The 23,897-nt window shown below is 61.6% G+C and carries 22 protein-coding genes; 14 read left to right on the top strand and 8 right to left on the bottom strand.

The features are described 5' to 3' along the window. Positions 1 to 55 precede the first annotated feature (55 nt). Positions 56 to 1,351 carry an NAD(P)/FAD-dependent oxidoreductase gene (locus Q7T36_RS11060; RefSeq protein ID WP_304848070.1) on the bottom strand — a complete coding sequence of 432 codons (1,296 nt, stop codon included), beginning with the start codon at positions 1,349 to 1,351 and terminating at the stop codon, positions 56 to 58. A 112-nt stretch (positions 1,352 to 1,463) separates the two neighbouring features. Next, on the bottom strand, positions 1,464 to 2,696 hold the full coding sequence (locus Q7T36_RS11055; protein WP_304848067.1) for a M48 family metallopeptidase: 1,233 nt from the start codon (positions 2,694 to 2,696) through the stop codon (positions 1,464 to 1,466). Positions 2,697 to 2,976: 280 nt separating this feature from the next. Between Q7T36_RS11055 and Q7T36_RS11050 the strand changes: the two genes are divergently transcribed. The 5 genes from Q7T36_RS11050 to Q7T36_RS11030 all read left to right on the top strand — a co-directional run bounded on the left by Q7T36_RS11050 (position 2,977) and on the right by Q7T36_RS11030 (position 8,690). Further along, positions 2,977 to 4,410 carry an efflux transporter outer membrane subunit gene (locus Q7T36_RS11050; protein WP_304848064.1) on the top strand — a complete coding sequence of 478 codons (1,434 nt, stop codon included), beginning with the start codon at positions 2,977 to 2,979 and terminating at the stop codon, positions 4,408 to 4,410. Next, a complete protein-coding gene (locus Q7T36_RS11045) occupies positions 4,407 to 5,687 on the top strand; it encodes an efflux RND transporter periplasmic adaptor subunit (RefSeq protein ID WP_304848061.1) in 1,281 nt (426 codons plus the stop codon). Before Q7T36_RS11050 ends, Q7T36_RS11045 begins: the two co-directional genes overlap by 4 nt. After that, the gene (locus tag Q7T36_RS11040) at positions 5,684 to 6,397 is read left to right on the top strand and encodes an ABC transporter ATP-binding protein (RefSeq protein ID WP_304848058.1); all 714 of its coding nucleotides are present in this window, start codon (positions 5,684 to 5,686) and stop codon (positions 6,395 to 6,397) included. Before Q7T36_RS11045 ends, Q7T36_RS11040 begins: the two co-directional genes overlap by 4 nt. Further along, positions 6,397 to 7,605 carry an ABC transporter permease gene (locus Q7T36_RS11035; RefSeq protein ID WP_304848055.1) on the top strand — a complete coding sequence of 403 codons (1,209 nt, stop codon included), beginning with the start codon at positions 6,397 to 6,399 and terminating at the stop codon, positions 7,603 to 7,605. Before Q7T36_RS11040 ends, Q7T36_RS11035 begins: the two co-directional genes overlap by 1 nt. Before the next feature lie 68 nt (positions 7,606 to 7,673). After that, positions 7,674 to 8,690 carry an META domain-containing protein gene (locus Q7T36_RS11030; protein ID WP_304848052.1) on the top strand — a complete coding sequence of 339 codons (1,017 nt, stop codon included), beginning with the start codon at positions 7,674 to 7,676 and terminating at the stop codon, positions 8,688 to 8,690. A gap of 49 nt (positions 8,691 to 8,739) precedes the next feature. Here Q7T36_RS11030 and Q7T36_RS11025 read toward each other — a convergent pair whose 3' ends face one another. Then, positions 8,740 to 9,813 (bottom strand): hypothetical protein, encoded by a 1,074-nt coding sequence (locus Q7T36_RS11025; RefSeq protein WP_304848049.1) that lies wholly within the window; start codon positions 9,811 to 9,813, stop codon positions 8,740 to 8,742. Between the two features lie 14 nt (positions 9,814 to 9,827). Continuing rightward, positions 9,828 to 10,607 (bottom strand): SDR family oxidoreductase, encoded by a 780-nt coding sequence (locus Q7T36_RS11020; protein ID WP_304848046.1) that lies wholly within the window; start codon positions 10,605 to 10,607, stop codon positions 9,828 to 9,830. Between the two features lie 124 nt (positions 10,608 to 10,731). On the opposite strand from Q7T36_RS11020, the gene Q7T36_RS11015 reads away from it, so the two are divergent. The 3 genes from Q7T36_RS11015 to Q7T36_RS11005 all read left to right on the top strand — a co-directional run bounded on the left by Q7T36_RS11015 (position 10,732) and on the right by Q7T36_RS11005 (position 12,481). Then, positions 10,732 to 11,373, top strand: coding sequence for a TetR/AcrR family transcriptional regulator (locus Q7T36_RS11015; protein ID WP_304848044.1), 642 nt, complete (start codon positions 10,732 to 10,734; stop codon positions 11,371 to 11,373). A gap of 82 nt (positions 11,374 to 11,455) precedes the next feature. After that, on the top strand, positions 11,456 to 11,935 hold the full coding sequence (locus tag Q7T36_RS11010) for a CAP domain-containing protein (protein WP_304848041.1): 480 nt from the start codon (positions 11,456 to 11,458) through the stop codon (positions 11,933 to 11,935). A gap of 3 nt (positions 11,936 to 11,938) precedes the next feature. Continuing rightward, complete coding sequence (locus tag Q7T36_RS11005) at positions 11,939 to 12,481, top strand: M48 family metallopeptidase (protein ID WP_304848038.1); 543 nt, start codon at positions 11,939 to 11,941, stop codon at positions 12,479 to 12,481. Positions 12,482 to 12,558: 77 nt separating this feature from the next. On the opposite strand, the gene Q7T36_RS11000 is transcribed toward Q7T36_RS11005, so the two are convergent. The 4 genes from Q7T36_RS11000 to Q7T36_RS10985 form a co-directional block, all read right to left on the bottom strand. Continuing rightward, entirely contained in the window at positions 12,559 to 13,533 is a 975-nt protein-coding gene (locus tag Q7T36_RS11000; RefSeq protein ID WP_304848035.1) for an alpha/beta fold hydrolase, read from the bottom strand. Positions 13,534 to 13,634: 101 nt separating this feature from the next. Continuing rightward, positions 13,635 to 15,308, bottom strand: a complete 1,674-nt coding sequence (locus tag Q7T36_RS10995) for an acyl-CoA dehydrogenase family protein (RefSeq protein WP_304848031.1) — start codon at positions 15,306 to 15,308, stop codon at positions 13,635 to 13,637. Continuing rightward, positions 15,305 to 16,063, bottom strand: coding sequence for a carbon-nitrogen hydrolase family protein (locus tag Q7T36_RS10990; RefSeq protein WP_304848028.1), 759 nt, complete (start codon positions 16,061 to 16,063; stop codon positions 15,305 to 15,307). Before Q7T36_RS10990 ends, Q7T36_RS10995 begins: the two co-directional genes overlap by 4 nt. 9 nt (positions 16,064 to 16,072) lie before the next feature. Next, entirely contained in the window at positions 16,073 to 16,897 is an 825-nt protein-coding gene (locus Q7T36_RS10985) for a PaaX family transcriptional regulator C-terminal domain-containing protein (protein WP_304848025.1), read from the bottom strand. Between the two features lie 165 nt (positions 16,898 to 17,062). On the opposite strand from Q7T36_RS10985, the gene Q7T36_RS10980 reads away from it, so the two are divergent. The 6 genes from Q7T36_RS10980 to Q7T36_RS10955 all read left to right on the top strand — a co-directional run bounded on the left by Q7T36_RS10980 (position 17,063) and on the right by Q7T36_RS10955 (position 23,765). After that, on the top strand, positions 17,063 to 17,782 hold the full coding sequence (locus tag Q7T36_RS10980; protein ID WP_304848022.1) for a VC0807 family protein: 720 nt from the start codon (positions 17,063 to 17,065) through the stop codon (positions 17,780 to 17,782). Between the two features lie 105 nt (positions 17,783 to 17,887). Further along, positions 17,888 to 18,661, top strand: coding sequence for a crotonase/enoyl-CoA hydratase family protein (locus Q7T36_RS10975; protein ID WP_304848019.1), 774 nt, complete (start codon positions 17,888 to 17,890; stop codon positions 18,659 to 18,661). A 1-nt stretch (position 18,662) separates the two neighbouring features. Beyond that, positions 18,663 to 19,349, top strand: a complete 687-nt coding sequence (locus Q7T36_RS10970; protein ID WP_304848016.1) for a DNA alkylation repair protein — start codon at positions 18,663 to 18,665, stop codon at positions 19,347 to 19,349. A gap of 934 nt (positions 19,350 to 20,283) precedes the next feature. Next, on the top strand, positions 20,284 to 21,702 hold the full coding sequence (locus Q7T36_RS10965) for a hypothetical protein (protein ID WP_304848013.1): 1,419 nt from the start codon (positions 20,284 to 20,286) through the stop codon (positions 21,700 to 21,702). A 60-nt stretch (positions 21,703 to 21,762) separates the two neighbouring features. After that, positions 21,763 to 23,334: a hypothetical protein gene (locus Q7T36_RS10960; RefSeq protein ID WP_304848010.1), complete on the top strand. Its 1,572-nt coding sequence runs from the start codon at positions 21,763 to 21,765 to the stop codon at positions 23,332 to 23,334. Between the two features lie 2 nt (positions 23,335 to 23,336). Beyond that, positions 23,337 to 23,765: a hypothetical protein gene (locus Q7T36_RS10955; protein ID WP_304848007.1), complete on the top strand. Its 429-nt coding sequence runs from the start codon at positions 23,337 to 23,339 to the stop codon at positions 23,763 to 23,765. Positions 23,766 to 23,897: the final 132 nt, after the last annotated feature.

Genomic DNA, 23,897 nt, shown 5'->3' with positions numbered 1-23,897 from the left:
TCCGGGAGAGGGTGGCGCGCAGCGCCGGGCGATGGCTCGGCGGCGGTCGCTATGATCACTCCGACTTCGGCGGCAACCCCTCCTTCAGCCGGTTCATCCCAATCATCTTCAAAATGTACTTCTCATAAAACGGCTCACTGGAACCGTTCTTCATCTTGTACAAAAAGTACTTCTCAAACCCGATCTTGGCCCAGTGCACCCACTTGCCCTTGGCAAACCAGGTAACATTGCGCGGCGGAATCTGCGGCACCGCCAGAAAGGCCGCGCCGGTGTCGCCCATGTCTGCCAGACACAGCGCATTCCAAGTGCCCACGGCCTCCGGCTCGCCGCCGGTCAGGTCCGCCTGGATGTTGTGGCAGATCGCGGTCCACATCGATTCAATCATGTAACCGGTCTTCGGCGTGCCGGTCGGCACCGGCGTCTGTTCCACCGGGGGAATGGCCACGCAAACCCCGGCCGAGAAAATGTTCGGGAATTTCGGGCTGCGCTGGTGCTTGTCCACCAGCACGAAACCGCGCGGATTGCACAGGCCTTCCACCGCCGCCACCGCATCCACCCCCTTGAACGCGGGCAGCATCATCGAATGCACGAAGGGCAGCTCATGCTGCTTCACCAGCACGCCCTGATCATTCACTTCATCCACAAACATCTTGCCCGCTTCCACCTTGGTCACCTTGGCGTTGGTGATCCACTTGATGTGGCGGTTGCGCAGCTCCGATTCCAGCATCGACTTCGAGTCACCGACACCGCCCAGCCCCAGATGGCCGATATACGGTTCGCTGCTGACATAGGTCATCGGCACGCGGTCACGCATCTTGGCGCGGCGCAAGGCAGTTTCCAGAATGAAGGCGTATTCATAAGCGGGGCCGAAGCAGCTGGCCATGGGCATGGCGCCGACAATCACCGGACCGGGGTTTTTCAGCAGGGCCTGAAAGTCGGCGTAGGATTGCTCGGCGTGGTCCAGTGTACACACCGACTGGGTGTGGCCGTCGTGCGGGCCGGCTCCGGGCACTTCCGCAAAGGACAGCTTGGGGCCGGTGGCAATCACCAGATAGTCGTAAGACAGGCTTTGGCCGTCCGCCAGTTGTACGGAGTTAGCGGCGGGATCAATCTTGTCGACGCGCTGGGCAATGAAGTCGATGTACTTCTTGGCGAGGTAGGGGGCGGCGGGAAAGCTGATGTCCGGGCGCTTGCGCCAGCCGACGGCAATCCACGGGTTGGAGGGCACGAATTGATAGGTGTCGCGTTCGTTGACGACCGTGATCTGTACGTCTTTGCCAAGTGTATCGCGGAGTTCGTAGGCCCCGGCCATGCCGCCCAGCCCGGCTCCGATAATGACGATGTGTGTCATGCTTTTTACCCTCGAATATTTTATGGTTATACGGTTAGGCTATACCCCGTATGGTATATTCGCAAGCAGGAAATTCCGGGTTCCGACAAGTGAGATGAGCGGGCTCCGCCGGTCAGGCGGAGGTGGCAGGTTCTGGGGGGCGGTTATGGAGGAAGCCGCCCAGGCTGGGGTAACGCTCAATCCAGGCGCTGAGCAGGCGCTCCTGGAATTCAGAGCGGACGGCAATTTCATCCTGGCCGACGTGATAGTTGCCTGCCGGGATGTCGCCGGGAAAGGGCAGCGCGCCGGGCGGGGTGAAGCAGCGGTCGTGCATCAGCACCGATTGCCGCAGCAGCGGCCACACCCGGTCCCGCAGGAACCACTGGTCAATGTTGGGGGTCTCGGCCTTGCCGGACTTGTAGGCGGCCAGCAGTTGCGGCAGGTTCGGCAGCACCCCGGCCACACCGCCCCACATGCCTGCCAGTATCAGGTCGGTGTGGGTCCACCAGTCGCGCATCACATGGAACCAGCGGTCGGACTCCAGCCAGGCATCCACCGCCCGCTTTTCACGGATGCCGATCACCGAATCGACATCCCGCACCAGGAAATAGCCCGTGCCCGGATCATTGGCGACGCGGAAACGCCAGCACAGCTTCTGGCGCAGGCTTTGGCCGTCGGCCTCGCGCACCACTTCCGCCCCGGCCAGTTGCAGGGCCTGAAGGAAGTCGGCGGGCACCGAGGAGTCGACATGAAAGCGGCAGACCCAGCCCGGATAGAGGTCGGGGGCCAGCAGGGCGTTGCGCAGCGCGCCGCGCAGGTAGCGCGGTTGCTTGCCCCACAGCGAATAGGAAATGACATGTTTCTTGCCGGGTTGGCGCGCCATGGCGGCGGGGGAGGTCTGCGGCAAGACCCAGCCGGGCGGGTTGGGGCCGGTGGCGCGGTCCTTGAGCACCAGCGCCAGCGCCCCGCTGCGGCGCGCCTCGTCGGCATTGCCGAGCTTGGACCAGGCGCTGGTGAGGATGTCGTGGGCCAGGGCGTTGTCCGGGTCTTTCTGCAGCACCAGGCTGGCCTGCTCAATGGCGCGCGCCGGATCGCCGCCGCGCGAATGGCAGACGGCGAGGTTGATGCGGGCTTCCAGATAGTCCGGCTCACGCTGCAGGATGGAGGCCAGCACCGTGGCCCCGGACCGGTAGTCGTCGAGCATGATCAGGTAATAAGACAACTGCATGGCCAGCGGCGTCGGTGGTCCCGGTTCGGTATTGACGCGGGTTATGACCGTCTGGATGGCGTCTTTTTGCTGCCCCGAGGCCCAGAGCTTGCAGGCCTCGGCATTCCAGCCCTTGGGTACGGGGGTGTCCGGATTCATCTTAAATTGGCGCCCGATAATCGCCGGGAATGAACGGCAGGTTATGGACCGGGCAGGACGTCGTGATCAAGGCTGTCTTTTCAGTTGCGGTGCGGGTTGGGAAATAACGGTAGAGCATGGGAAAGCCTTTTCCTCGCCACCGGGCACGGGGCTCTGTGGCCCTTACGGTGCGTTATTGTCAGGGATATGTCAGTGTGTCCGGACAATAGCAGACGCCGTGTTTAGAATGAAAGACCCGCGTCGGTGTTTCGCTCGCGGTCGGATTGATGAAGAGGTTTGCATGTTGAATACTGTCGGCCGGCAAGGTTTGTTGCCTGCGCTGCTCCTGCTGCTGGGCGGTTGTGCGGTGGGACCGGTCTATAACGCGCCGTCCAACGCCGATCTGGGCGTACCTGCTTCCTGGCGCGGCAAGGCCGCCGAGTCCGTGACGCCGGACGACCTGTCCCGCTGGTGGGCCAGGCTGGGTGACGAGCGGCTCACCGCCCTGATTGATGAAGCCCTGCAGCACAATCCCGACCTTGACAGCGCCCGCGCCAGCTTGCGCGCCTCACGGGCGCGGGTGTCGGTGGCGGAATCCGGCCGTTTGCCCACGGTCACGGCTTCGGCCTCCGCCGGTTCCGGCAAAAGCGGCAACAATGCCTCCCGTGAACAATACCAGGCCGGATTTGACGCCTCCTGGGAGCCGGACATCTTTGGCGGCGTGCGCCATGCCGCGACCGCCGCCAGCGCCGATGCCGAGTCGGTGGCCGCCAATCTGGCGCAGGCGCAGGTATCGCTGGCGGCCGAGGTGGCGCGCAACTATATCCAGCTGCGTTCGCTGCAGGCGCGTCTGGAAATCACCCGCCGTAACCTGGCCGCCCAGGAAGAAACCCGCGCCCTGACCGGCTGGCGCGCCCAGGCCGGTCTGGTCAGCTCGCTGGCGGTAGAGCAGGCGGTCGCGGCCCTGGAGCAGACCCGCGCCCAGATCCCGACGCTGGAAAGCAGTCTGGCCGCCGCCGAAAACCGTCTGGCCATTCTCACCGGGCAAGCACCCGGAACCCTGCATGACCGCCTGTCCGGAAGTGCCGCGTTGCCGGTCTTGCCCGCCGCGCTGGTGATCGGCATTCCCGCAGATACCCTGCGCCAGCGGCCGGATGTGCAGGCCGCCGAGCGCCGTCTGGCCGCTGAAACGGCGCGCAGCGGCGTCGCGGCCGCCAACCGCTATCCTTCGTTCCGCCTTTCCGGCTCGGTGGGGCTGGAGGCGCTGACCCTGAGCGGCCTCGGCGACAGCACCGCGCTCAACCGTTCCTTGCTGGCCGGGATCACCAGTCCGCTGTTTGACGGCGGTCGCCTGCGCCAGCAAGTGGCTATCCAGAGCGCGGTGCAGGATCAGGCGCTGGCCAACTACCGTTCAACCGTACTGACGGCGCTGGAGGAGGTGGAGAACGCCTTGTCCGGCCTCTCCGCCCAGCAACAACGGCTGGCGGCGCTGACGGCCGGAGCCAAGGCGGCCGTCAATGCCGCTGCGCTGGCCGGCCAGCGTTACCAGGCCGGCATCACCGACTACCAGACCGTACTCGACACCGAACGCACCCGCCTCAGCCTGGAGGACAGCCGCCAGAGCTGCGAAGCCGATCTGGCCACGGCGCTGGTGCAACTCTACAAGGCGCTGGGCGGCGGCTGGACCGTCGCCACGCCCGTCACTCCTGCTGCATCTTCCGGAAACCCGTCATGACCGCCACTCCCAAACCCCAGGACACCCTGCAAACCGTGCTCGGCAAGAACGGCGGCCGCCGCCGCAAATTCACCTGGCCTCTGATGCTGGCGGTGATCACCATCATCGGGCTGACGGTGTGGCAGCCCTGGTCATCCGGCACGGCGGCCAAGATCGTTTACGAGACGGAACCGGCTGTCCTCGGCGACCTGACGGTAACCGTCTCCGCCACCGGCAACCTGCAGCCCATCAACCAGGTGGATGTGGGCAGTGAGCTGTCCGGCACCGTGGACAATGTGCTGGTGGACGACAACGCCCGTATCCGCAAGGGGCAGGTGCTGGCGACACTGGACACCGCCAAGCTGCGCGACCAGATTACCCGCTCACGCGCTGCGCTGGCGTCTGCCGAGGCGCGCGTGCTGCAGGCGGACGCCACGCTGGCGGAAGTCCGGGCCAATCTGTTGCGCTTCCAGGATGTCAGCCGCCTCAGCGGCGGCAAGGTGCCCGCGAAGTCCGAAATGGCGTCTGCCGAGGCCGCCGTCAAACGCGCCTCTGCCGACCTGACCAGCGCCCGCGCCAATGTCACCGAGGCCAAGGCCCAGGTCAGTTCCGACGAAACCAATCTCGGCAAGGCCACCATCCGTTCCCCCATTGACGGGGTGGTGCTGGCGCGCAAGATTGAGCCCGGCCAGACGGTGGCCGCCTCGCTGCAGGCGCCGGTGCTGTTCTCGCTGGCGGAAGACCTGTCGCTGATGGAGTTGCAGGTGGATGTGGACGAAGCGGATATCGGCCAGGTCAAGGAAGGGCAGTCGGCGCGTTTCACCGTCGATGCCTGGGCCAACCGCCAGTTCCCGGCGCAGATTGTGCGGGTGGGGCTGGGTTCGCAGACCAAGGACGGCGTGGTTTCCTACAGGACAATCCTCCGCGTCAATAACGATGACTTCAGCCTTCGCCCCGGCATGACCGCCACCGCCGAGATCATTGCCAACGAACGCAAGGGCGTGTTGCTGATTCCCAATGCGGCGTTGCGCTTCACGCCGGACCTGAGTGCCGGGAAGGAAGCCTCCGCCAGCCTGGTCAGCCGCCTGATGCCCAAGCCGCCAAGCATGGGTGCACGCAAGCCCCGTGCGGCGGGCAAGAACGGGATTCCCAAGGTTTGGGTTCTGGGGGCGGACAACCAGCCTTCGGCGCTGGAAGTGAAGACCGGCGCCACCAACGGCCAGCTCACTGAAATCACGGATGGCGGGCTGAAGGCAGGCATGGCCGTCATCATCGACAGCACGAGCGCCAAGAAATGACGGACTCTTCCGGTGAAGCGTTGATCGAACTGCGCAACATCACCAAGACCTACGGGCAAGGGCAGGCCGCCTTTCAGGCCTTGCGCGGCGTCAACCTGCGCATCATGGCCGGGGAATTCGTGGCGGTGATGGGGCCCAGCGGTTCCGGCAAGTCGACGGTGATGAACATCCTGGGCTGCCTGGATACGCCCACCACCGGTGAGTACCTGTTCAAGGGCGTGCATGTGGAGCAACTGGACCGCGACCAGCGCGCCCGCCTGCGCCGCAGTTACCTCGGGTTTGTCTTCCAGGGCTACAACCTGCTGTCACGCACCACGGCGCTGGAAAACGTGGAGCTGCCCTTATTGTACCGGGGGGAGGCGAAAGCGGTGCGTCACGCCCATGCCCGCTCGGCGCTGGCCTCCGTCGGGCTGGCGGAACGCGAGGACCATACGCCGGCTGAATTGTCCGGCGGCCAGCAACAACGCGTCGCCATTGCCCGCGCCATTGTCACCAGCCCGACAGTGCTGCTGGCCGACGAACCCACTGGCAACCTCGACACCCAGCGCGGCAAGGAGATCATGGAGTTGATCACCGCCCTCAACAGGGAGCAGGGCATTACCGTGCTGATGGTGACGCACGAGCCCGACATGGCCGCCTATGCCGACCGCATCATCCACTTTGTGGATGGCGTGGTGGCGCGTGATGAACAAACCGGGGGGCGCTCCTGATGTGGTGGAATACCCTGCTGCTCGCCCTGCGCGAGATAAGGCGCAACCTGCTGCGCTCCTTCCTCACCATTCTCGGCATCGTCATAGGCGTGTCGGCGGTGATTACCATGGTGACGCTGGGCAACGGCGCCACGCAGGCGGTGTCCGACCAGATTTCCAGCCTGGGCAGCAACCTGCTGATGGTGCGCCCCGGCCAGCGCATGAGCCCCGGCCGTGATTCCGCCGGTGCGCCGCGCTTCAAGCTGGAGGACGCGCTGGCGATAGATGCGCAGATCGGTTCTCTGAACGCTGTCGCGCCGACCATTACCCGGGGTGTCACCGTAGTCTATGCCAACCGAAACTGGGCCACCTCCATTACCGGCAGCACCGCCGCCTGGCTGCGCACCGGCAACTGGACGCTGGCCGATGGCCGCATTTTCAGTGATTCGGAGGAGCGGGCGGGCAAGAGCGTTTGCGTAGTGGGCGAAACCGTGCGCCGCGAACTGTTCGGTACTCAGAACCCGGTGGGCGGGCGCATCCGCGTCAAGCAGTTCTCCTGTGACATCATCGGTCTGCTGGAATCAAAAGGACAGTCGTCGATGGGTATGGACCAGGACGATGTGGTGCTGATGCCGCTGCATACCGTGCAGCGGCGGCTGACCGGCAATCAGGATGTGTCCACCATCCTGATCTCGGTGAAGGACGGGGCGTCCATGGCGCAGGTGACGACGCAGGTGAAAGCGCTGATGCGCGAACGCCGCAAGCTGGCGGAAAGCGAGGAAGACAACTTCAACGTGCTGGACACCAAGCAGATTGCCGAAACCCTGTCCGGCACCATCAAGTTGATGACGACACTGCTGGGTGCGGTGGCGGCGGTGAGCCTGCTGGTGGGCGGCATCGGCATCATGAACATCATGCTGGTGTCGGTGACGGAGCGCACGCGGGAAATCGGCATCCGGCTGGCGATAGGGGCGTTGGAGCGGGAAGTGCTGCTGCAATTCCTGATCGAGGCGGCGGTGTTGTCGTCGCTGGGCGGGGTGGTGGGCATTGTGCTGGCGACTGTGGCGTCGATGGCCCTGGCCTCGGCCATGGAGGTGCCTTACCTGTTCAATCTGCAGATCAATGTCATGTCGTTTTTGTTTTCAGCTGCCATCGGGGTGATTTTCGGGTATTTTCCAGCCAGACGCGCCGCACAGCTGGATCCGATTGAGGCGTTGCGGCATGAATAAGACAGTGGCTGAGGACTTGGGATATGATCCTCCTCCATTTTTCCCCGATTGATTTGAAGAGACTTGCCATGAACGGATTTCAGACGGCCCGGCGCGGGTTATTGTTGTTGGCGTTGGGGGCGGCCCTGACCGGCTGCGCCATGCTTGAAAACAAGCCGGTGGTTAATGAGGCCAACACCGCCACCCTCAGCGGCAGCCTCGACTACCGCTCGCCCACGGCCTTGCCGACAGACAGTGTGGCCGTGGTGGAGCTGCTCTCCGCTCTGGATGACCGGGTGCTGTCCGCGCAGCGGCAGGAGCTGGAGGGCAAGCAGGCGCCGGTGGCTTTTGCGGTGAAGGTGCCGGTCAACAAGCTGTCGCCCGGGGTCTATTACCGTTTGCGGGGCACAATCCTCCAGCATGATCGCGCGCTGTGGGTCAGCGATCCCGTTGATGTGAGACTGGATGACCGCACGTTGGAGCTGGGCACGCTGTTGCTGCATCCTGCCCGGACGGCGGCCTTTACGTCGCGGCTGGATTGCGGCGGGCGCAGCGCCACGGTGGGCATGGTGGTGGAAAACAACCAGGATCATTTCCGCTTGCTGCTGGGGGACGAACGGATTGAGCTGCGACCGACCGCCAGCGCCTCCGGCAGCCGTTATATCGGCATCGGGGTTCCGGCCACCGAGGTCTGGTTCCACGGCGACAAGGCCCGCCTCACCCTGCGTAGCGCGGTGCTGCCGGAGTGCAGTGTCGTCAATGACGCCGCCACGGCGCTTTCCCTGCAAGGGGTGGAGTGGGTGGTGGAGGATATTGGTGGCGGCGGTGTCATCGACAACTCACGCGCCACGCTGAACTTCGGACAGGACGGCAAGCTGACCGGCCGCGCCTCTTGCAACAGTTACACCGCCGCCTACACCTGGAGCGGCAACAGCCTCAGCATTGGTCAGGGCGCTTCCACCATGATGGCCTGCGCACCGGCGCTGATGGACCAGGAACGGCGCTTTGTGGACATCCTGCAAGGCGTTCAGCGTTATGAGTTCAGCGATACCGGCGCGTTGGTGTTGGTGGACGGCCAAGGCCGCAAGGTAACCGCCCGGCATTAACACCAGTTCAGGACCGGGGCGACGTCAGGCGCTGCCCCGGTTTTTCCCCTCAGGTCGCCACTTTCCCGAATTCCGCTTCCCCGATCAGATAACTGCTTTCCTGCCCCGGCATCAGCCAAAAGGGTGTCGATTCGCTGGACGAGGCGCAGTTCGGAAACTCCGGATTGGCCGACGGCCCGGCCACGGTCTTTTCCAGCACCATCGAGATGTACTGGTCGTTACTGCCTTCAAGCGTATTGCCGTTCAGGATCACTTCCACTCCGGTCGCCTGCGCATAGCGCCGTACCGCGTTGATCCGCGAGTTCTTCGGCTCATAGGCGTCCGCGCCGATGCCGTTTTCCGAAGTGACGCGGATACCGTCGCGCACCCGCGCCGCCAGCGAATGATTGCCTTCGGTGTGCCCCGGCGTATGCAGCAGCGCCACGCCCCGGCCCAGTTGCACGCTGCCATCAAAAGTCACCACCCGTTCCTCACTCACCCCGCTGATGCCGTTGGGGCAGTACCAGTCTGCCTGGCAAGGCAGCAGTGCGCCGGTGGAGATCCATTCCTGGCGGTGCACCAGCAATTTGGCGTTGGGGAAGAAACCCGGCTGCGAGCCGGTGCCCAGCCAATGCCGGATGTCCTGGGTGTGCAGGTGGTCATAGCTGATGTAGTCCACCTGTTCGGGGCGGATGCCGGTGGAGGCCAGCGCGCTTTGTACGTTGTTGAACATCGGCGCCATCACGTTCTGCGCCTTGCGCGGCAGCTTCATCTTGTCGGTGAGACGTTTGAAGAACGGCGTCTCGCGGTTGCCTTCCAGGTCGGACGGGGAGAACAGCAGCGTCTTCACCTCCCCGGCCAGATCACGGTACTGCACCACGAACAGCCGGTTGAGGATGTGGATGAACGGGAAACGGTAGGCGGTTTGCGCATAGACGCCGCTGAAACCGTACCAGGTGGGGTAGGGCACGCGGATCAGGTTGATGCTGCGGTAGAACAGCACTTCCGGCTCATCCAGGAAGCGTTCGCGGAAACCTTGGGCGGCCTTGCGCACCGCTTCCAACCGGTCTTGCGGACGGGCATGGTGGCGGGCGTTGGTGAAGTCGTCGATGTACTGCATGCCGGCGGGCAGGGTAGCGATCATGGGGTTCTCCATAGTTAGTGCGAGCCGGTAATGCGGCTGTTGATGAAACGGGTGACCAGATCCGGCGCGGCGCCGGACAGGCTGTAGAAGGCGCGGGTCTGGAAACCGACGGTCCAGTGCACCTTGGGCAGGCGGCCGTCGTAACGCGCCGCCTTGATGATGGTTTCGGCCACGTCCTGCGCGGTCAGTTTCGCGCCCATCTTGCGGAAGCTGTTGGCGTTCATGTTGGTGACCATGTCGGTCGCCACGAACAGCGGCAGCACGTCCATGACGCGGATGCCATATTCCGACCACTCCAGGTCCAGCGCCTCGGTGAGGCCGCGCACCGCGAACTTGGTGGCGGAATACACCGCCAGCGACGGTTGGCCGTACAGCGCGGAGGCGGAACAGAGGTTGATGACGCGGGAATGCGGCGTGCGGCGCAGGTAGGGCAGCGACAGGTAGCAGCCGTTGAGCACGCCCTTGATATTGACGTCGATCAGCAGGTGCTGGCGCGCCAGCGGAATGCTCTCCAGCGGCCCCGAAGCCAGAATCCCGGCGTTGTTCAGCAGCACATCCAGGCGTCCGGCGCGGGCGGCGAATTCGGCCAGCGCGTGTTCCCAGCCGTCGGGATCGGTCACGTCCAGCTTGCCGGCGCAGGTGAAGTCTTCGCCCAGCTCGCGGGACAGCGCGCGCACTCCGGCTTCGTCCACATCATACAGACCGACGAACCAGCCGTTGGCGGCGAACAACCGGGCGGTGGCCTGGCCGATACCGGCGGCGGCGCCGGTGATGAAGATGCTTTGGCGTGACATGGGGAACCCTCGTGCTGAGTGAATTTGCCGCTTTATTTTGGTCAGGATTTCGGCGAGAATCATTTTAGACAAGAAACCTTTCCTGATTCAAGAGGGCAAGATGGAGAATTCACCGGAATCGTCCATGACCGGGGTCAAGAAGACCGCGCGGCGGGGCTATGGCGGCCGTACGGCGGCGGAACTGTCGGCGGAGCGGCGGCAGCGGCTGATGGACACCGGGCTGGAGTTGTTCGGCACCGACGGCTACCTGCCGACCACGGTGGAAAAGCTGTGCAGTCATGCCAAGGTGACGACGCGGCATTTCTACGAGCATTTCCGCGACCGCGAGGCGCTGCTGATTGCGCTGTTTGAAAGCATTCTGGCCGAAACGCGGCAGCAGGTGGTGGCGGTGATGCTGGACCCGCAGACTCCCGCCGAACGGCGCTTTGAGGCGGCGCTGGACGTTTTTCTGGCGTCCCATCTGGACGACCCCCGCCGGGCGCGCATTACCACACAGGAAATCCTGGGTGTCAGCCCGCGGGCGGAAGCGGCGCGCAATCAGGTGATCAGCGGTTTTGCGACATTGATTGAGGCCTATCTGGGGGTGACGGCCGCTGCCGGGAAGCTGCCGCCGCGCAATTACCGGGTGCTGGCGGTGGGCATTGTCGGGGCCATGCACGAATTGCAGATTGCGTGGCTGGATGGTTCGCTGGGCGTTTCGCGGCGTGAATTGGTGGAGGAGTTGGGTTTTCTGGTGAAGGCGATGGTGAAGGGGGCGGCGGCCTGAACCCGACCACGGTCGGGGTGACGCGGCCCCGGCGGCGGTGTTAACGTAAGGCGGAACTTGTCCCTGAAACGGAGGTATCCCCATGAGTCATCGTCTTTCGGCACTGGCGGCCGCCTTGCTGCTGGCCGTCCCCGCTTTCGCCGCCACCCTCGACCCCGACACCATTGTCGCGGAACACAACAATTACCGCGCCGAAGTCTCGGTGCCGCCGCTGGCCTGGTCGGCCGAAGTCGCCGCCAGCGCCCAGGCTTGGGCTGAGGACATGGCCTCCAGCGGCAAATTCCGCCATTCCGGCTCCCGTTACGGGGAAAACATCTGGGCAGGCACCGCTGGGGCCTTCAGCCTCCATGAGATGGTAACCTCCTGGGGCGACGAGAAAGCCAATTTTGAATACGGCACCAATTCCAACTCGCGTAATGGCGCGGTGGTGGGGCATTACACCCAGATCATCTGGCGCAACAGCACCGAGGTCGGCTGCGGGCTGGCCAGCGGCGGCGGCACCGATTATTTTGTCTGCCAGTACAACCCGCCCGGCAATTACGTTGGCCAGCAGCCCTATTGAGCCATGAGCGACCTGAAATACCTGCGCGGTTATCCCGAACATCTCCTGCTGCAAGTACGCCAGCTGATCGACAGCGATCAGCTGGGTGACTACCTGTCGCGCAAGTATCCCTCCCGCCACGCCATCCAGACGGATAAGGCGCTCTACAGCTACGTGGATGAACTGCGTCAGGAACATCTGCGCAATGCCCCGCGCATTGACAAGGTGCTCTACGACAGCAAGCTGGACGTCATCAAGAATGCCCTCGGCCTGCACACGGCGATGTCCCGGCCGCATGGCGGCAAGCTGAAGGCCAGCAAGGAAATCCGCATTGCCGGGTTGTTCCGTGATGCCGCGCCTGAGTTTTTGCGGATGATCGTGGTGCATGAGCTGGCGCACCTGAAGGAGAAGGATCACAACAAGGCCTTCTATCAGCTGTGCGAGCATATGCAGCCGGGGTACGGGCAATTGGAACTGGATTTAAGGCTGTGGCTGACGTGGCGTGACGAAACCCCCTCTCCCCCTGTGGGAGAGGGCCGGGGAGAGGGGTACGGCAGTGGATCTTGAGTTGACGGTGTGTTTCGGCGGCTTTCCGCACCCCCCACCCTAACCCTCCCCCACAGGTGGGGAGGGATTCAAGGCTGTTATACCCCTCGCCAAAACCGGTTCAACGTCTTCGCCGTCACCCCCGGCACATCCACCATCGGCAGATGCCCCACACCCTTCAGCTTACGGGTACGGGCATGCGGAATCAGCTGCTGGAAGCTTTCCACGCAGCTGTGGTGCAGCACCTGGTCTTCATCCCCCCACAGAATCAGCGTCGGCACGGTCACGGCGGACACGCCCGGCCGCTCACACTGCATGGAGTGCGCAATCATATGGTGGAACAGGTGGCGATTGACATGGCGGCGTGACACCATTTCCTGACCCATGGCCGGAGCCAGCAGCAGCGACATGGTGGTGCGGTTGCGTTCCAGCACGGTGTTGAACAGGCGCACCACGTCGGTATAGCTGGCCGGCACCAGCGCGTTCCTGCCGGCCAGAAGGCCGCTTTCAAAAGCCGTGGCTTCCGCACCGCGCACCCCGGCGGCATTCATCAGTGTCAGCGAGGCGACCACCTCGGGATGGCGGGCCGCGACCAGGCCGGCAATGCCGCCGCCCATGGAACTGCCCACAAAGTGCGCCTTGTGTGGCAAGACCTTGGCGGCCCACTCGGCGATGCGGTCGGCCTGGTGGTCCAGTCCGTAGAATTTTTCATGATGGAAATGGCTTTCGCCCCAGCCCGGCAGGTCGGGTACATACAGGCGGTAGCGCTTGGAGAGGAAGGGCAGCAGCAGCATCCAGTTTTCCTTGTTGGAGGCAAAGCCGTGCAGCAACACTACCGGCTGGCCGTGCGGGTTGCCGCCTTCCAGCCAGACCATGCTGGCTCCGTCAACGGTCATGCGGCACTTGCGCAGGCCGGCCACCCGGCCCTGCAGTTCACGCAGCAATGGCCACACTTGCCCGGTGGGGCGCCAGTGGCGTATCGCTTCCGGATGAGCCTTCCTGGCATTCGCGGTGTAGGCGGGGGCAACGTGGTGCACCAGCGCCTTTTCCAGATGTCTCAAGGCATGCGTCATGGGTCTCAACCGTGTCATTGACTAATGTCAGGTTGAAAATAACATGCTGAGCGTCCGGTAACAGGGGAGAAGGGGACAAGAAATTGTGATTTGGGGCCAATTCAGCCCCTTGCCCGATTGATAATCCCCGCCGCATCCGTGCCTCTGGGCAGTGTCCCGTAGTTATGCTGCCCCACCCCCGCCAGCCGCGACGTGCAGAACGCATCACTCGCCATCGCCGGGGCATGTCGCACCATCAGCGAGGCCTGCAGCGCCAGCGCCATGCGGTCCACCACGTCGCGGGCGCGGAATTCCAGATCATTAAAGTCCGCGAATTCATGATGCAGCGCTTTCACATAACCATCCAGCACGGCGTTGCCGCCGCGCGCTGTCTTCAGTTCGGCGAAGAAGGCGTCCACCACCGCGGGGGTCTTCTGCATGGCGCGCAGCACATCCAGGCACTGCACATTGCCGCTGCCTTCCCAGATGGCGTTGATCGGGGCCTCGCGGTACAGGCGGGGGAAGGGGCTGTCTTCCATGACGCCGCTGCCGCCGATGCATTCCATGGCCTCGTAGGCATGGTTGGGGGTTCGCTTGCAGATCCAGTACTTGCCGACGGCGGTGGCCAGTCGCACCATCAGTTCCTCGTGTTCGTTGTGACAGTTGTCCATCGCATGCGCGATGCGCAGGGTCAGCGTCATCGCGGCTTCGCTTTCCAGCGCCAGGTCGGCCAGCACGTTCTGCATCAGTGGCTGCTGGTCCAGCACATTGCCGAAGGCGGAACGCAGGGAGCAATGATGCAGTGCCTGCGCCACTGCCATGCGCATGCCGGCGCTGGAGCCGATCATGCAGTCGAAGCGGGTCATGCTCACCATTTCAATGATGGTGCGCACGCCGCGTCCTTCCTGCCCCACCATCCACGCCAGCGCGCCGCGCAGTTCGATTTCACTGGACGCGTTGGAGACATTGCCCATCTTGCGTTTCAGGCGCAGCACCTGCAGCGGGTTCTTGCTGCCGTCCGGCCGCCAGCGGGGGACCAGGAAGCAGGTGAGACCGCCCGGTGCCTGCGCCAGTACCAGGAAGGCGTCGCACATCGGCGCGGAGAGGAAGAATTTGTGGCCGACCAGTTCGTAGGCCTGGCCGGGACCGCCTTGTCCCACCGGATAGGCGCGGGTGGTGTTGCTGCGCACGTCGGAGCCGCCCTGTTTCTCGGTCATGCCCATGCCTATGGTGACGCCCTGTTTCTGTTCCATCGGGATGTTGCGCGGGTCATAGATACGGCTGGTGATCTTCGGTTCCCAGATGGCGGCGAGGTCGGGTTGCAGCCGCAGCGAGGGAATGGCGGCGAAGGTCATGGTGATCGGGCAGCCGTGTCCGGCTTCCACCTGCGATTGCAGGTAGGACTTGGCGGCGCGGACGACATGCGTGCCGTCCACCCGGTCGGTCCAGGGCGAAGCATGGATGCCGTGCTCGATCGAAGTCTTCATCAGCGTGTGGTAGGCCGGGTGATACTTCACCAGATCGACACGGTTGCCGAAGCGGTCCTGCGGGTCGAATTCCGGGCCGAACTTGTTGGCGAGATGGCCCAGTTCCAGATAGTCCGCCGAGCCGGTCAGCGCGCCGAACTTTTCAAGCTCCGCGTCCGCCCAGCCGCCGCCTTCGCGGTGCACGGCGGCCTGCAGCGCGGTGTCGGTGGTGTAGAGGTTCACGTCCTGGAATTCGCGGGAGACGTTCTGCACTTCGTGGGTGTCGGCGAGGAAGCGGCTGGCGCTGTCTTGTTCGTATGGTGCGGTCATGGTGTGGCTCCGGAGACGGATGGCGTCGGGAAAATCAGGGTGGCGTCGCACCAGGCGGCGGCGCTGTGCGGCGGGGTAGCGGCGACCCGTTGGCCGCCCGCCGCGTAGATTTGGGAATGGCCCTGGCCGGGCAGGCGCGGATACCCCGCACCCCAGTTGGCGTTGACCACGGCGAGGTTGAATCCGGCGGCCAGTGCGGCCAGCCGTTCGGGCCGGGAGTCTTCATCCTCCACCCAGGCCGAGGGGAACAGGAACAGGTCGGCGGCGTGCAGGGCGTCGGGGGCATCGTCGGCGATGAAGTGGATGTCGAAGCAGATCCCGGCGCAAATGCGCACCCCGTCCAGTTCCACCACCGGCGTGCCGAGGTTGCCGGGCGTGGCCCAGGTTTCCGGCATCCACGGGTGACGCTTGCGCCAGTGGCCGATGCGTTCGCCTTCGCGGTTGAACAGCAGCAGGCTGTTGTAGCAGCGTGGGCCGTCGCGTTCAATCAGGGGAACGGCCAGCGCGGTGCGGTAACGGCGGGCGAGGTTGGCGCAGGCGCGGGCGGTGAAACCGTCGAGGGCTTCGGCGAAGCCGCTGAGGTCGAAATCCCCGTGCGGCGAGACATAGCCGGTAAAGGCGGTTTCCGGCAGCACCACAAGCCCGGCCGCATGCTGTTCCAGTTGCGCTTCCAGCCAGCCGAGCGCGCCGACGATATCGTTATAGCGCGCCGGGTATTGGGCAATCGCGACGTGCAGCGAGTGGGGCATGGTCATGGTGATGGCCTAATGCACGGCGCTGTCGCCGGGGGCGGCAGCGCTCGGGCGGAAACTGTCGTACAGCTGCCGCCAGATGACGCGGCCGGCGCGGTCGAAGTGCTGGACCAGATCGGCGCAGGCGCGGCGGGCATTGGTGTCAACCAGCGGTTCCGGCAGCAGCGGGTCGAAGACCATGTGGCGGATGGCCTCGTTGCCCAGCAGGTAGGATTCGCGGGCGGCGGCTTCCGGCTCCAGCTCGTCTACCTTGGCCAGCCAGGCGTCCAGCCGCTGGCGGGTGTCGCGGTAGCGACGGTTGAGGGCGTCGCCGTCCCAGAGTGAACGGGCGCGGGCGTCGCGGGCGGGGTCGAGGTCGGCCAGGCGGAACACGGACGCTTCCGTTTCCAGCCCCAGCTTGTACAGGCGCTCGCGCACGGCGCTGACGCCGCCCAGCAGGTTGTCCGGGCGCAGGTAGAGTCCTCGTTCCAGCTCGCACAGGCCCAGCAGCGCCAGCGCCCGGTCACGCACGCGCAGGGCGGTGCGGTCGCTGCGGCCGAGGTTGCCGACATGCACTGCCACCCAGTCGCCGTTCCAGTCGCGCAGCCGCTGTTCCGCCTGCCGCCAGCCCGCCACGTCGCTGGCGAGGCCAGTGGCGTTGGGGCCGAGACGATACGCGCCGCGCCCGGCGGCTTCAATCAGTCCGCCCGCCGCCAGCCGCACCAGTGTCACGCGTACGCTGTTTTCGGTAATGCCGAACAGGGCGCAGCCGGCCACGGCGTCGCGGGCGGACAGCGTCTGGTCGTCGGCGGCGGTCATCAGGTTGAGCAGCAGGTGGCGGGGATTGGGACGGGTCATGGTCTGGCAGTCACAAACATTACAGTGACTAGCAGTTTATTTCATTTTTATTAATGTATCTACCATCAGGTGTATTACATTATTTCCACAGATTACCGCATTGTCACGCTGGCCGTCCGGGGGCCGGCAGGCGATGATTCATCCTCTTTTTTGCTTCCTGACGCCATGACCAATTCCGCCCCCCGACCATCCCACCAGCCCCGGCCCATGGTCGATTTGCTGGTGAGCCTGCTGATACCCTCTTTGATCCTGATGAAGCTGAGTGGTGAGTCGCATTTGGGCGCGGACGGAGCCCTGGCGCTGGCGCTGGCTTTCCCCTTGGGGTGGGGCGGCTTCGAGCTCATCAAGTATCGCAAATTCAATTTCATCGCTTTGCTGGGCCTGGTCAGTGTCCTGCTGACCGGCAGCATTGGCCTGCTGAAACTGGACAGCCAGTGGCTGGCCATCAAGGAAGCGGCCATCCCCGGCCTGATCGGTCTGGCGGTGCTGGTTTCCACCCGGACACGTTACCCTTTGATCCGCACCCTGTTGTTCAACAAGGCGGTGCTGAACATCGACCTGATTCACGAGCGACTGGAGCAGGGCGGCCATACGGCGCACTTTGAGACCCGCTTGCAAAGGGCCACCTACCTGCTGAGCGGCACTTTCTTTTTTTCGTCATTGATGAATTATCTTCTGGCCAAGTGGATCGTGGTCAGCCCGGCGGGCAGTGAGGCCTTCAATGCCGAACTGGGCCGCATGAACCTGCTCAGCTACCCGGTGATTGCCGTGCCCTCCACCCTGATGATGATGGCGGTTTTCTACTACATCTGGCGCAGTGTTCAAGGCTTGACCGGCCTGACGCTGGACGAAGTGATGCATCCCACGCCTGACCGCAAGCCCTGAGGCCGGTCCTTCCGCGTCCTCCGACCGCTGGGGTGCGCGGTGACTTGCTGAAGAACAGCGTCGGTGGCTATGCTGGATATCTCATCCCGCTGGCCGGAGCCCGCCATGTCCACCCTCGTCCGCGTTGAACGCCAACCCCCTTTGCTGAAAGTCTTCATCACCCGCCCCGAAGCCCGCAACGCCGTCGACCGACCCACCGCTGAGGCGCTGGCGCAGGCTTTCCGCGACTTTGAAGCCGATCCTGAATTGTCGGTGGCGATTCTTTGCGGCGAGGGCGGCAATTTCTGCGCCGGGGCGGACCTCAAGGCGGTGTTTGCCGATCCCGAACGCCGCAACCGGCTGGACACCGAAGGCGACGGTCCGATGGGACCGACACGGATGCTGTTGAGCAAGCCGGTAATTGCGGCGGTGAGCGGCTATTGCGTGGCGGGCGGGCTGGAACTGGCGTTGTGGTGTGACCTGCGGGTGGCGGAGGAGTCGGCGGTGTTCGGGGTGTTCTGCCGCCGGTTTGGCGTGCCATTGATAGACGGTGGCACCGTGCGCCTGCCGAGGCTGATCGGTATGAGCCGGGCGCTGGACCTGATGCTGACCGGGCGGCCGATGGATGCGCAGGAAGCATTGGCGATCGGGTTGGCGAACCGGGTGGCGCCCGCCGGTCAGGTGATGGCGGTGGCGGAAGAGTTGGCGTTGCAGATTGCCGGCTTTCCCCAGACGTGCCTGCGAGGCGACCGGATGAGTGCGTATGAGCAGTGGGGGATGAGGGTGGAAGAGGCCTTACGGAATGAGTTCGGGCATGGCTTGAAGACGCTGGCCAGCGGGGAGTCGGTGGCGGGGGCGGGGCGGTTTTCGGGGGGTGAGGGGAAGGGGGGGAAATTCTAAGGTGGATACGGAACAATATCTTGTTCGGGTCCGCGCAGCTTTGGGTGCTCTGGCTAACCCTGAACTCGCCGCCCCGATGCGCGCTTATCAGCGCGACCAGTTCCCTTTCCTCGGCATCAAGACCCCGGAGCGGCGACAGGCGGTGGCGGCGCTGGGCAAGGTGCGTTTCAGCGGTGCGGAAACGCTGGCCGTGGCGAATGCATTGTGGGAGTTTCCGGAGCGGGAATTCCAGTACGTGGCCGTCGATCTGCTTGCCCGTCACGCCAATGGGCTGACGGTTGCCGATATCCCCGCCTTGCTGGCGCTGGTGCAGCGGAAATCCTGGTGGGATTCGGTGGACGGGCTGGCCAAGGTGGTCGGTGCGGTGATTCATCGCGCCCGGGTGGAAGATCCGCAGATTCAGCGGCTCATGGACGATGCTCTGACCCATGACAACCTGTGGGTGCGGCGCATTGCCCTATTGCATCAACTGGGCTGGTATGGCGACTGCGATGCCGGACGCCTGTTCCGTTATGCCGCGACCTGTGCGCCGGAGACGGAATTCTTCATCCGCAAGGCGATTGGCTGGGCGCTGCGGGACTATGCGCGGCATGATCCCGATGCGGTGCGGCGGTTTGTGGAGGAGCATCGGCAGCAGTTGTCCGGGTTGTCTGTGCGGGAGGCGATGAAGCATTTGGGGGGTGTGTAGGGTCTCCAGTTACAAGAGAATTGTCATCTATCCATTTATCAATATTGCTTTGAATTTGTTTCCCGGTTTCAAGCGATATTAGCGGCTACGACGTTTACACGAGCGGCTGCTTTTGTAGTCAAATCATGCTTGCGTTTCCTCAGGTGGAGGAGTAAAAACGGGTCATAGTCTAGAGGCGGGCAATTTCAATGCCCAAAGACGAATTAGGTTGATGTGCTTATGGGTATTCCATGTTAGGTGGAGACATTCGGCAAATCCACACAGCCAATCATGAAAAGGCTGAAGTGGTTCTTTTTGCTTTTTCTCGTAGCCTGACCTGGCAGCCAGCGCATCTCGGAGACCGCAAGGCGGTTGAAGCCACCATTATAAGAAGAAGAATGACAACATCACTCACTCGGATGGTTCATACCGGGCACTCTTGTTTCCATAGCGACAGCCGCACGCAATTCCTCAGAAAATCCCCGCTTGCTCCGCCCAGTTGACCGCTAACGAGCGTCACTGAATCTGCTGCCGGGAGTTGGCAGTGGAAAGACCATAAATTTGTCATAAAGCGCTTGGCAATGCCAAGTCGCTCGCCTAAACTTGCATCTAATGCGCGTGCACCATGTCTGTGCCTGAATGAAAAAACAGGCATAAAAAAGCTCGATAAGGCGGCAACCTTATCGAGCCGGGACAGCAAGCGCAGGGAACGAACCTACAACCTTTTTCTACGACAGGTGTATCTCTGGCAGAAAAGCGATCGATGCTTGCTGTGCGCGGCGGATTGTAGTGGTGAGCTTTGCAAATTGCAAGGCAACTCTCCATATCCGTCGAACACTATCAATTTATGCCTTTTTGCGAAAAACGCAAGTTTTTTGCACAATTGCCATCCTTCGCGGTTCCTGCCCGAGTTACCCCCGTCAAATTCGCACATTTGCGAGACAGGGGAAGCACAATGAAAATTCGCACCAAATTCGTTCAAACCGCTATTGCCACCTGCATTGCCCTAAGTATGACCGGCTGCGGCACCATGATGGGTTTGCCGGGGCATGGCGGCGGCAAGCGCTCCGCACTGGAACAGCGCATTGTTTCGACCAGTGCACGCTCTACCTTGCGCGATCTGGATGTTTCCGCTTTGCGTGGCAAGAAAATTGTCCTGATGGTTCGGATGATATCTGATGAGGGCGGTGGTAATTTCCAGGGTGGCCGCGCATCCTTCTTTGCGGTGACATCCCAGGGCTACAACAACTCCCCGGTCACAACCGAACGCTCAACCTTCCCGATGTTTACCGTTAGCGAGTCCGGTCTGAATAACAATGCTACACAGGCGTCCGGTACTAATAGCGGTTCTTCGACGGTCAACAGCACTGGCAATAACTCCTCCCAAGGCAGCGCCACAACGAACTCATCCTCCAGTGCGACCGGCAGCAGCAGCAGCACCGGCACAAACAACAGCACTGGAACCTCATCCGCTTCGTCGAATGGAACAACCCAATCAACTAGTTCCAATACGGGCACTGTGGCGAACCGTTCGGACACCACGACCACTACGGGGAGCGTGGTGACAACGCAGCGCGATGACACCACCTCGGCGTCCACAGGCAGCAATACCAATACGGACACATCCACCAGCAGCACGTCCGGGAGCAACAGCCAGCAGACCCAGACGGCGGATAGCAGCACTTCGTCGTCGAATCAGACCGGCAGCGCCACCTCAACGGATACACGTACCGGCAGCAGCACCGGTCAGGAAAATGCGACCTCTCAAGGCGCTTCGCAATCGCAGTCCAATACGGATGGGACCTACAGCCTCAAGCGCGAGGTGTTGGCTCCGGCTGCCGGTAGCCGCATTACGCAGACGCAAGGCCATTCAGTAAACAATACCTTGGAAATGCGTTATGGTGGCTTTGGCGAATACTCAGTTAATGGGATCGCGAAGAGCGATGCAACCTATTTGCAGGGGGAGATTCTTGATTATCTGCAACTGAATGGCGTGACAGTGCTTGACCCTGCTGCACTTGAAAAGATGCGGATCACGCCAGATGCGGTTGTTTATGTGAGCGTTGATATTTTTGGCACCGAACGCAAGCGGTTTGATAGTATTATGTTTAATGCCGAGACACTTCGTGCAGAAACAAGCTTGGAAATGTATGCCTTGGCAGCAAATAATTCTGTTGTCATGGCGCCGCGCAGCGCGAACTTCATTGCCCAATACCGTGAATACTATATGTTGTGGATGGGCCCGCTCTCGTCTCAACGCAAGGTGTATCGTGGTGACGGTCTGGATGTGACCTTCAGCGATGTGAACGGTAGCAAGAAATCGTATCCGAGCGAAAGCAAGAAGGTGAAGACGCTTTTCCAAAGCATGGATTAAGGCTACATGGGGCGTAACTGCCCCACTTTTCACATTCGGCAGGTATTCACGAGGTGCATCATGAAGGCGTGCTTCAAGGTTGCAGCATTGTTGTTGGGCGGTTTGTCGGCGGCTCAGGGATATGCCGGCGCATCCGTTCACGATCACAACATTTTTCACGGGGCCGGGGCGGGCTATGCTGACACCCAGCAATTTGCCTTACCGGTCGGTCAGAGTGGAGCGCTCCGCGCCCAGCTCATCTGGAAGAACGGCGGCGATCTTGATATTCACGCCAAGCCTCCCGGTGGTGCCGGGCCGTATGTCGTAACCCAGTTCGAGTTGGGGCCGCAGAAAAATCCGCCTTTCGGCTCCGGCAACGGCACGGATAATAATTCGCATGTGTACTGGACGAACCGGCAAGTCCAGTTTCAGAACTACACGGCCACCGCCACACTGGATGCGGACAACCGCTATGGTGTCGCCAATGGCCCGAATGGCGAGCGGGTTGAAAATATGCACTTTGATGGCAATCTGCCGTCAGGTATTTATCGGTTTGCCGTTCATAACTACAACTATCAGAAACTGGTTGATCCGTCAGCTGATTATGTGGTTCAGTTCACGTCCAACGGCAAGGTCGGCATTCGCGATGTGCCGCTGGCTGCAACCACTTCACCCATGCCGATTGTGCTGGGGTCTTTACAATCCGAGGGTCAATCTTCACCGATTTATACGGTAGAAATCGTCAATCCTGGGCATGACCCTCATGCCCAGGGTGTGAAGGTGGTAGACCGGAAACAAGCGTATCTGTCGTACTTGCGCGAACAGGCCAGGCTTGCTGCGCTTCGTGAAGCGTACCAAAAACAGATGGTAGAGGCGGCGAAGCGTGTGCCTGCGCCTGCGGGTGGGTGTGCTAGTGGATTGATGATTATTCCGTGTGGTAACAATATCCAGTTTGCACCGACTGCGATAAGTCCACATGCATTAAGAGATGCTTATGGTAATTTGGCGAAGACGGAGTGGGCATCAGAGCAGCCAAATGCCGCCCTTGACTTCTCAGTAGGCGTTTTCAAGGGTAGCATTATTAACCCAGTGCGCAGTGATGCTAATGAAAAATATCATAATAGTATGCTGATAAGCAATCTATTATATGCCGCGCTTGGAAATGAAAAGAAGGCGGAGGAATATTGGCAAGCCAGCCAGCAAGACTTGATACCCCTTGAAACACCTAATAGCAAATCTCAAGAATACGGGATGTTATTCGGTGAATATGTCCCAATGAGAGGTTATTCCAATACTACTAACTTGAAAAGTTCGAATAACCAAATAACATCTGTCAAAGGTGGAGCTTATAAAGATGTGAAAGGAATCGTAGGTAATGAAGCGCATCATATGCCTGCCAACTCTGTAAGCCCGCTCTCAACAGGAAAAGGCCCGGCCTGCTCGATTTGTAAAGTTGACCATGAGGAGACCGCTAGTTACGGAAATTCAAGGGAGGCTAGGGCATATCGGGAAGAGCAGAAAAAGCTTATTGATCAAGGTAAATTTGGAGAGGCGCAAGAGATGGATATTCTTGACTTGCAATCTAAGTTTGGCTCAAAATATGATGAATCTATTCAGCAAATGCTTGATTACACAAGAGACTTAGGGTTTTGAATATGGACTTTCTAATCAAGTCATTTGTAGGTGCGGGACCTATCCAGTTCGGTATGTCTCAGCAAGAGGTTCGACAATTGACCCTTGGACCTGTGCGAGCTTTCAGGAGAACGCCAACTCAAGCCTTACCATCTGATCACTTCACTGATTTGGGAATTGTGGTTGCTTATAAGCCTCCAGGAGTAGTTGAGGCGATCGAATTTTCTGCACCATCAAATCCGATTTTTAATGGTGTTTCATTTTTTGGACAGGATGTTGCCCGTGTTAGAGAGGTGCTAGTAGGCGTTGACCCCAGTTTGGAGGTGGATGGAGATGGATTTATTTCCCACTGCCTAGGGGTTGGCGTTTATGCTGTTGAGGCTGATGAAGAAGATGAGGAGCCACCTAAAATTGTGAGCGTTATTGTTTTTGAGAATGGATATTACGACTAGCAATAAACAGGGGGCAGAGAAAAATTACGATCCATGCTTCAGTATTCCCAGCCTCCCCACAAATCAAGCAGTTCTACACCAGCGAGAGGCTGAAAGAGCCGTCGGATACGGTGGCTCCACCCGGAGAAGCTG

The organism is Fluviicoccus sp. (assembly GCF_030646115.1).
Lineage (GTDB): Bacteria > Pseudomonadota > Gammaproteobacteria > Pseudomonadales > Moraxellaceae > Fluviicoccus.
This window is presented reverse-complemented; position numbering and strand designations above follow the sequence as displayed.

What these genes read in the sequence shown, in the direction of transcription:
- Q7T36_RS11060 (WP_304848070.1), bottom strand. Translation starts at nt 1,351, where the DNA reads ATGACACACATCGTCATTATCGGAGCCGGGCTGGGCGGCATGGCCGGG.
- Q7T36_RS11055 (WP_304848067.1), bottom strand. Translation starts at nt 2,696, where the DNA reads ATGAATCCGGACACCCCCGTACCCAAGGGCTGGAATGCCGAGGCCTGC.
- Q7T36_RS11050 (WP_304848064.1), top strand. Translation starts at nt 2,977, where the DNA reads ATGTTGAATACTGTCGGCCGGCAAGGTTTGTTGCCTGCGCTGCTCCTG.
- Q7T36_RS11045 (WP_304848061.1), top strand. Translation starts at nt 4,407, where the DNA reads ATGACCGCCACTCCCAAACCCCAGGACACCCTGCAAACCGTGCTCGGC.
- Q7T36_RS11040 (WP_304848058.1), top strand. Translation starts at nt 5,684, where the DNA reads ATGACGGACTCTTCCGGTGAAGCGTTGATCGAACTGCGCAACATCACC.
- Q7T36_RS11035 (WP_304848055.1), top strand. Translation starts at nt 6,397, where the DNA reads ATGTGGTGGAATACCCTGCTGCTCGCCCTGCGCGAGATAAGGCGCAAC.
- Q7T36_RS11030 (WP_304848052.1), top strand. Translation starts at nt 7,674, where the DNA reads ATGAACGGATTTCAGACGGCCCGGCGCGGGTTATTGTTGTTGGCGTTG.
- Q7T36_RS11025 (WP_304848049.1), bottom strand. Translation starts at nt 9,813, where the DNA reads ATGATCGCTACCCTGCCCGCCGGCATGCAGTACATCGACGACTTCACC.
- Q7T36_RS11020 (WP_304848046.1), bottom strand. Translation starts at nt 10,607, where the DNA reads ATGTCACGCCAAAGCATCTTCATCACCGGCGCCGCCGCCGGTATCGGC.
- Q7T36_RS11015 (WP_304848044.1), top strand. Translation starts at nt 10,732, where the DNA reads ATGACCGGGGTCAAGAAGACCGCGCGGCGGGGCTATGGCGGCCGTACG.
- Q7T36_RS11010 (WP_304848041.1), top strand. Translation starts at nt 11,456, where the DNA reads ATGAGTCATCGTCTTTCGGCACTGGCGGCCGCCTTGCTGCTGGCCGTC.
- Q7T36_RS11005 (WP_304848038.1), top strand. Translation starts at nt 11,939, where the DNA reads ATGAGCGACCTGAAATACCTGCGCGGTTATCCCGAACATCTCCTGCTG.
- Q7T36_RS11000 (WP_304848035.1), bottom strand. Translation starts at nt 13,533, where the DNA reads ATGACGCATGCCTTGAGACATCTGGAAAAGGCGCTGGTGCACCACGTT.
- Q7T36_RS10995 (WP_304848031.1), bottom strand. Translation starts at nt 15,308, where the DNA reads ATGACCGCACCATACGAACAAGACAGCGCCAGCCGCTTCCTCGCCGAC.
- Q7T36_RS10990 (WP_304848028.1), bottom strand. Translation starts at nt 16,063, where the DNA reads ATGACCATGCCCCACTCGCTGCACGTCGCGATTGCCCAATACCCGGCG.
- Q7T36_RS10985 (WP_304848025.1), bottom strand. Translation starts at nt 16,897, where the DNA reads ATGACCCGTCCCAATCCCCGCCACCTGCTGCTCAACCTGATGACCGCC.
- Q7T36_RS10980 (WP_304848022.1), top strand. Translation starts at nt 17,063, where the DNA reads ATGACCAATTCCGCCCCCCGACCATCCCACCAGCCCCGGCCCATGGTC.
- Q7T36_RS10975 (WP_304848019.1), top strand. Translation starts at nt 17,888, where the DNA reads ATGTCCACCCTCGTCCGCGTTGAACGCCAACCCCCTTTGCTGAAAGTC.
- Q7T36_RS10965 (WP_304848013.1), top strand. Translation starts at nt 20,284, where the DNA reads ATGAAAATTCGCACCAAATTCGTTCAAACCGCTATTGCCACCTGCATT.
- Q7T36_RS10960 (WP_304848010.1), top strand. Translation starts at nt 21,763, where the DNA reads ATGAAGGCGTGCTTCAAGGTTGCAGCATTGTTGTTGGGCGGTTTGTCG.
- Q7T36_RS10955 (WP_304848007.1), top strand. Translation starts at nt 23,337, where the DNA reads ATGGACTTTCTAATCAAGTCATTTGTAGGTGCGGGACCTATCCAGTTC.